Origin of the sequence: uncultured Campylobacter sp., assembly GCF_938045465.1 — a bacterium.
Taxonomy (GTDB): domain Bacteria; phylum Campylobacterota; class Campylobacteria; order Campylobacterales; family Campylobacteraceae; genus Campylobacter_B.
In genome coordinates, this window is sequence record NZ_CALIBF010000177.1 from 1 (window position 1) to 8,013 (window position 8,013).

The following is an 8,013-nucleotide window of genomic DNA, read 5'->3' on the forward strand; positions in this document are numbered from 1 at the left end:
TGTGGTGCTTTAAAAGCTCGCCGCAAGCCTCGCTCTCGATCGAGACGCAGACGCCGCCAAGATGAGCGATGAGATTACTCGCGCAATGCTTCGTGTTGCCCGTAGCGCTAAAATAGATCGCTATCATGCCCGTCTCCCGAGTTGCTTCGTGTGACGAATTTTAGCGAAATTTAGCGCCGTTGATTGCTAAGAGGATGAAATTTTACGCAAAAAGCGCATGAAATTTTAAAATCTGATCGCGCGATTGCGCCGCGGCGTCATAAAAGCGGCGGTTAAACCTAGTGTGCACGATATGCACAAAACAGGGCTTACGCAGCGCGGACTCGGGAGCAGTCGTAAAATTTAGCGTTATGAAATTTTAAAATTTTAAGCATTTGAAATTTTATGCTTTGAATTTTACCGCCGCGGCATTTGGCGACGGTACGGACGGTTCGCTGCTACTGCGCGCGCCGCCCGGCCCTCTCTAGCGCTACAGCTCGCGAGGCAGAGCCTTTTTAGACCGCGCACATTTTACCGCTTCGCACGCTAAGCCGCCTTGCCGGCCGCAATGTGCTTTGCCGCCTCGTATCTGATCGTAGATAGCGACACGCCGCGATTTATATGGGCCGTTTAGGGCGTGCGGAGTATTTCGGCGCAAAGCACGTACCGCTACTTCGCGCCGAAATTTCGCAGGCACTAAATTTAAGCCCCGATTGTTTCGCCCGCGATCATTCCGAAAACCATACAATCAAGGATCGCGTAGGTTCCGAGCCTGCTCGCGCCGTGCACGCCGCCGGTTACTTCGCCCGCAGCCCAAAGCCCCGGGATCGGCTCGTGAGTAAGGCTCGAGATGACCTGAGCTTTGGTATTGATCTCAAGTCCACCCATCGTGTGGTGTACCTTCGGCATCGTGCGGCTTGCGTAAAACGGCGGCTTGGAAACGTCGATGCCGTCTAGCTTATCAACCACTTTGCCGAATTCGGGGTCTTTGCCCGCTTTGACGTAAGAGTTATAATCCGCGACGGTCTTTAAAAACGGTTCCAGCGGCAGATTGTAAGCCTTCGCAAGCTCCTCTAGCGTGTCAAATTTCTTCACGACGCCCGCCTCCAGCGGCCTTGATGTATAGACCGGGTTACGCGCGGCGACGGCTTGAGAGTCGCAGACGTTTACCGGATAGTTGTCGTTTTTCTCGCTCTCGCCGATAACCTTAAAGCAGGCATCCGCCTTGATCTTGCGCCCTGCGTGCTCGTCCATAAAGCGCTTGCCTGTCTTTGGATCGACGGTCAGACCGTAGGTGTTGCAGCAGTGGTTGGTGAAATTTACTGCGGCGCCGAAGCCCTTTTCATCTGGCGAGCAATACGGAAGGAACTGAATCCACGACGTTAGAAGGGTAAAAGCGCCGATTCTGTTTGCCGCTAGCATCGCTCCCGCCGAGCTTCCCGGATGGTTGGTGCTGTCTATGCTAGGCACTACGCGCGGATCTTGGATCTGGCGGTACCATAGATCGCGTCCGTATCCGCCCGAAGCCAGTAAAACGCCGTCTTTGGCTTTATAGCTCTTTTTCTCGCCGCTTTTATTTTCCAGATCATCGCTAAAGAGTTTCGGATCAAATTTATACTCCTCGCGCGCTTCTACGCCTACGACGCGGCCGCTGTCGTCCACGATAAAATCGTCAAATTTCGTGCGGGTCTTGATCGTGACGTTGGAATCGTTTTGAAGCTTGTTCATCATCGGTTGGATGTAGCCCGAGCCCGAGCCGTTGGTTGATTGCAAGCTTCTTGCGACGCTGTGGCCGCTTTCAAAGATCAGCTTGTCGCTAAATTCCGCTCCGCAGCCCACCAAAAGATCCACCGCATCGTTGCTGCGATCAAACATCACGCCTAAAAGATCGGTATGATTGAGCCCGAGTCCGTCTTTTACAGCATCGGCGATAAAAAGCTCCTTGCTATCCTTGATGCCTTGTGCGACTTGAAATTTATTCATCGGAGCAGCCATATTTCCGCCGTTGATGACGGAATTTCCGCCCGCGCGACCCATTTTTTCAAGCACCAGCACCTTTTTACCGCGTCCGCTAGCTTTAATCGCTGCGGCAAGTCCAGCAAAACCGGTGCCGATGATGACGATGTCGTATTCCTCGTCAAATTTGACATCCTTGGCGTTTTGTGCCGCGCACGCGCTACTAGATCCCAGCGCAAGCGCCCCCGCACCCACCGCGCTAATCTTTAAAAAACTACGTCTTGATACGTCTTGCATTTGCAACTCCTTTAATTAAAAGTGTATATTTAAAAGAAATGATAACTCGAATTTAAAGGTAAGTCAAATAGAATAACGTTATGAATGGATAGTAAAAAGCTATGAAATTTAGGGATTAATATAAAATTTTGAAATTCGGCGGGCGAGCGGAATTAAAATTTTAAAATTTTATCAGGCGCTCATTTGTGAAATATTCGCTTCAAATAAAAATCTCGGCGCGAAAATCGCAATTAATGCAAAATTCGCGCCGAGCCTTAAAATCGCTAACCCTTAGCGAGCGACTTTAAATTTAAGCGTTTGCAGATCGTAGTTATTTACCTGCTCGTATTGCATATCCTCGATAGAGATCGCAGGAAGCGCGCACGAGCCAGCCATAATCACGTTTATCGGAGTATAGATGACGCCGCTGCTATTCTCTCCGTCTCGCGGATCATAATAGAAATAGCCGCTTTTTGGGAAGCGAAGCACTCGGTCATACAGATACTCCGTGTGTTCTAGTGCCACGCTGTCTTGCATGCCCTCGACTCTAGCCTGCGCAGCCGAGCCCAGACGCTCATTGACCGCTTCAAAGCAGCTAGGCATCGCCTCGTCGATTACGAAATTATACAGATAATAATTCGCTCGCCAGCTGATCTTAGAGTAAATTTTCTGCCCTACTTTAAGCTTGTTTAGATCGACTATGTTGCCGCGAGCATCTATAAATTCACGATAAATTTCAATCCTCTTGCTATCCATAGAATGAGCGTTTAGACTCTGTATGCTCAAAGCCTCATGCTTTAAAGGCGCGCTTTCATATCCAAAGCCAAGAGCGGTAAAAAATAGCTCGCCATTGCCGCTCATCGGCGTAAATTCTATCGCGCCGTCTTTAACCGCGAGTTTGGTATCTAACGGTGAATTGAAATTTTTCGCCTCGCCGTCGTATTTTAATGCAAAATGGGCTTCTTTTTTCGAATCCTTAAAATACTCATCAAATCCGCGTATGACGCTCGCTCGCTCCTGCGTGTTGTTTATATTTTTTAGATCGCGAATGATCGCATCGACCGTGCGAGCCGTGCTATCATCTTTGATGCCAGCCTTGCCAAATGCGTAAAGCTTAAAGGCAGCATCTCTTACGTCGCTAGCAAATGTCAAACCCGCTCCGTCTTCGGCGTAATCATAATCCATTTGGTTTATTTTTTCACGCATGAAGTTAAACTCGGTCGTCATATTGTGCTTTTTAAGTATCGCAGCCATAGCGATGCGAGCCATCGGCGAGTTGTCATAAAGGCCGTTGTCGTAAACGAAATTTATCTCATCGTCATCCAGCTTGCCGTATTGATCTAGCACGAAATCCGCATATACTCGAAGCGTCGCTTGATCTTCGTAGTCTGATTTTAAGGCGCTAAATATCAGCGATCTTTGCTTGTTGCTAAGGAATTTATAGCGCGTATCAAGCTCTAGTAAAACGTCGCTTGCGTAAATCGAAGCGTAGTAATTAGTAACGCCGTGAGCACTCCAGTAGCCGAAACTGCCGCTAGGTTTGAGGCGAGATAAAATTCTACTTGCATACTCGTTTACGCGGTTGGTTAAGGTTTTATTGGAGTCTTTGCGTGCGACATAATCAACCGCTATCATTCTTGAAGCAAGCTGTTCGGTGCAGCCGTAAGGATAGAGATATAGCTCGTCCGCTAGGCTAAAAGCATTAGGCGTAGCGCTGATGTGAGTATAAATTTCTTTATAACTCGGATCGATTTTGAGAGTTACCGGCTTATCGCCGTAGCTTACGTGAAATAGCTTCGAGCGCGGAAACTGGCTGATTATGTCAAATTCCACGTCGTTGCTAAATTTCTGCCCGTTTGCGTCAAGATCAAATTTAATATTTGCATCCGCAATATCAAGCGCGCTCGCGGTGAAGCTCGTATGCTTGACCTCAAGCGGTTTGAGCGTGAAATTTGCCTCACCGCCGCTTATAGCAACCGCAGGAGATGAGCTGATTTTCAAGACCGCCTTTTGCTCCTTATCGGTGGTGTTGATGAGCGTTAGCGGCACGGAAATTTCATCGCCGCGTACCATGTAGGTTAGATCTGCCGGTTTTATGATCACGTCGTCTCGAACCTTAGCTTCGACGTTTGCCGAGCCGATCGTAGCCGCCTCTCCGATAGCCATGGCACTTAGTCGAATCGTTGAGTTAAAATTTTTCGGCATCGCAAGCTCAAATTTCGCCTCGCCGTTTGCATCCGCTTTTGCGATCAGCATTTTGATAAATTTTTTCTGCTTTTTGTTTTCGACCGGGCTTAAATTCCGTTTAGCTTTCGCCATCACGCCGTCGCCGCCGAAGCTTAGCTCTTTAGCAGTAGTTTGATACACGCTAAGATCGTCGTAAATGTCAAAGTACCGCAGCGCAAAATACGCGCTAACGTCAAACGCCTTAAATGCATCGAGCTCCTCTTGTGAGACGATATCTAAAATTCCAAGATCGACTGCGTAGAGTATGACTTTGGAATTTGGCTCGCTTTTTACGCTGATCTGCGCGTTTTGGCCGTTTTTGTAGCTTTTCTCGGCCAGGATTTGCACGCCAGCCTTGTGCGAGCTCGCATCTAGCGCCACCGGCACGTTTGCATAGGCTCTAAGCGGCATCGCAGCGGGTGTCGCAGCGCGCGCGATTACAGCGTTGATGTGTCCTCCGACGAAATTATCCGGTACGCTAAGCTCAAATTCCGCGCTACCGCCTTTTATGGATAGAATTTTATAGTCGTAAACCTGCTCGCCTACGAGCGAGATATTTAGCACGCCGCTTTCTACCGGCGAATTGATGACGCCTTTAATTTTATCTCCGGCTTTAACCTTGTCGCTTGCGAGTTTGATTTTAGCGCTTTGTACGTCTTTAGCGTTTACTCGTCCATAATATCCCCAGCCGCTTACGTCCACGCGCACGCCAGCACTTGCGCCGCTTGAGTAATCGTTTGCGACGATTAGATAATTGCCGCCGTTTTGGAATTTGTACTCAAACTCGCGCGCATCGGTGCTAACGGCGCTTACGAGATTAAAGCTTTCTTGCTCGACGTATCTGTTGCCGTCATAAACGTAAGTAAAATCGTCTCGGTAAATTTCAACGTCGATCTTGCCTTTGACGTCGGTTTTAGTTTTGGAATCTAGTAGCGCAAAGCCGAATTTTACGCTATCTCCGCTTGAAATAAAATCCTTGCTCGCGCGAATTCCTACGATACGATCATAAGGCAGATAGCTCAGGCTACGATATGCGCTTACGTTTTTGCCCTCCTCGGTTACGCTGAAATTTAGTAGAATATTTATGGCGTTAGAGACATTAAGATCAGCTGCTGCCGGCGAGAGTGCAAGCTCCTTTTTACCGGCGGGGCTTAGCGTAAATTCTGCCCTGCGAAGCTGCGTAGCACCCTTTTTCTTTAAGCGATCGTTTAGAAACGAAAAGCCCTCGTAGCCTTTAATTTTTAGCTCTTTTTCATAGGCGTTTGCTTCCAGCGAGCCTTTCAAATCTCCAGCCGGCGCGCCTGCAAGATAGTTTGAGCTTAGCTTTAAAGTTATGATTTCATCCGCGCCATATTCGTCTTTAGCAGTGAGAATTTCATTTTTAATGCGGTTTGGGACGAAATTTTCTACGCTGAAGCTTTTAGAAGCGATGATTTTGTCCTCATAGATGAGATCTAGGCGGTAAGTGCCGCTTTTCTCGCCCATCAGCTCATCGATTTTAACGCTACCGAACTCATCGGTGTTTTGCGCGCGCGTGATGACCACAGTGCCGCTAGGATCGTAAATTTTAAATTTAATCGGCGTATTTTTTAAAGAGCTAAAATCGCGATTTTTCATCACGATCGTGCCTAAAAGCCGCTCATTCGGACTTATCAGCTCGCTTGCAAGATAAACGAACGGACGCTTTGCAGTAATCGTTTTCTCGACGCTTGCTACGGCGTTATTAAATAGCACGAACGCATGCTCATCGCCTTTACTAATCTCGATAGAGCGCGGATTTTTGGCTAGAATTTCCATATTTTCTAATCGCAAAATTCCATCTCCGTCCGTTTTATCCTCTGCAATTAGCTCGTTTTTATCGCTGTAAATTTTAACCTTCGCTCTGCTTAGCTCCTCGCCATTACTAAGCCTAGAAGTATAAACGAGCGCACCGCGCTCAAGCAGCACCACTTGAGCCGTAATGTCGCTAAGATAGGCTACGCGCGAAACCTCTTGCATCTTTTCGCCCACTTTGTAAAACGCCGTGATTTTATAAATTCCATCCTCGTAGCCTTTAAAATCCATCGCGATTTTATGCTCCGCAACGGCGTTTTTAGCGCCCCCTATATCAAAGCTCTTAACCGCGATCTCGCTAGCTAGCCCACCTACGCTATCTTCGTTGCTTTCAAAGTTTAAAAAATACCTAAAATTTTGCTCAGGGACTTTGGCAATCGAAATTTTAACCTCATTTACGTTTGAGCTTTTAAATGCCAACGAAGCGGATTTTGGGATAAAATTTTTCTCGTCGCTAAAGGCTACGAAAGGCAGCCTATCGCCCATTTTTACGCTTTGTTTGATCTCGTCACGCAAGATATATGAGCTATCTCCGAAGCCCTTTAGCAGCCTAATCTCGTAGCTTTTATTCGGCATAAACTCGTCGCTTACTATATCTGCATAGTAGTAGCATGAAGGATCGTCGCTTTCGCCGCCCTCTTCATCTTCGTCGTAATAATAATATCGCGGCTGAGTGAGGCTAAATTTACTCACGCCTGCGATTCTTACGTATTTGGCGGACAGCTCGTCCATATAGTTAGGGAAACACACTCTAGCTGCGAGCGAGCCGTCTTTTAGAGCCGCAGGGCGGATCTGCACGCCGCTTAAATTTGAAGCGTTAATGCTATCATTAAAAGGCTCCTCGTCCGTGCGCAGCTCCACTGGATTTTGCAGCTTTGCGCCCGCTTTTGAGGTGAGGGATTCTATTTGCAATACGACGTTTTGCGCCTTAGGATCGAAGCTGAATAAAAAATTCCTATCATCGTGCGAGCTAAGCTCGTAGGATATGTCGTTTTGGGCTAAATTCTGCGCGCGGTAAATTCTAGTCGCTTGCTGTAGCGCGTCCTTGCTAACCACATCGTTAAATTTAATTGCCACTAACCCCGGACGCAGAAGCGCGATATGCTCGGTGCTAAAAGGCTCTGTCTCGAACTCAAAGCGCACCCCGCGCGCCTCGCACGAATAATTAACCCCGGCGCTAAGCATCGGCTTTGGATAAAGCCTGATTGAGCTCTCGCTCACGCTTTCGTAGGTGCCCGTGATTTTGGGAGTGCATTTTAAGATCTGCTTTTGCGTGACACTAAATCCACTGCCATCCACCCCGCTAATCTCGTAAGCCCCGCTAGCGTATTTGATCTCTACGCCTGCGGCAAAGCTAGCCAAAGCGCAAAATAGCGCTGCGCTTAGTAGTTTTGTCTTCATAAAATTCCTTTGCAAAAATTTTACGAAATTATATACAAATTAACCTTTTATTTTCTTTCATTTACTCTAAAATTTGCTTTAGCGAAATTTGCATTTTCGTCCAAGCAGCCAAGCTCGAAATCCCCTGCGCCGAGGTTAAGCGTAAAAGCCTCGCCATTAGTGCGCGCAAAATATTCTCCTGTTTTAACTTTAGAATTTGCAGGCGCTAGGCTTTGCGTGGTGAAATCGCGTGCCACAAAATTTTGCTGCGAGGAATTTTGATCTGTGAAATTTTTCGCTGTGAAATTTTGCGCCTCCGAATTTTGCTCTGTAGAATTTTGCAAGATAGAATTTTGCGACGCC

3 protein-coding genes are annotated in these 8,013 nt (G+C 47.6%); all 3 read right to left on the reverse strand.

Annotation, left to right across the window (positions count from 1 at the left end):
• Window positions 1-681: 681 nt before the first annotated feature.
• Window positions 682-2,232, reverse strand: a complete 1,551-nt coding sequence (locus Q0413_RS08605) for a flavocytochrome c (protein WP_298988804.1) — start codon at window positions 2,230-2,232, stop codon at window positions 682-684.
• A gap of 270 nt (window positions 2,233-2,502) precedes the next feature.
• Complete coding sequence (locus Q0413_RS08610) at window positions 2,503-7,671, reverse strand: alpha-2-macroglobulin family protein (RefSeq protein WP_298988816.1); 5,169 nt, start codon at window positions 7,669-7,671, stop codon at window positions 2,503-2,505.
• Window positions 7,672-7,718: 47 nt separating this feature from the next.
• The coding region (locus Q0413_RS08615) for a hypothetical protein (RefSeq protein ID WP_298988835.1) at window positions 7,719-8,013 on the reverse strand (295 nt) is incomplete at its 5' end.

Excerpts from the sequence above, each read along its gene's own strand:
- Q0413_RS08605 (WP_298988804.1), bottom strand. The coding sequence starts at position 2,232 with ATGCAAGACGTATCAAGACGTAGTTTTTTAAAGATTAGCGCGGTGGGT.
- Q0413_RS08610 (WP_298988816.1), bottom strand. The coding sequence starts at position 7,671 with ATGAAGACAAAACTACTAAGCGCAGCGCTATTTTGCGCTTTGGCTAGC.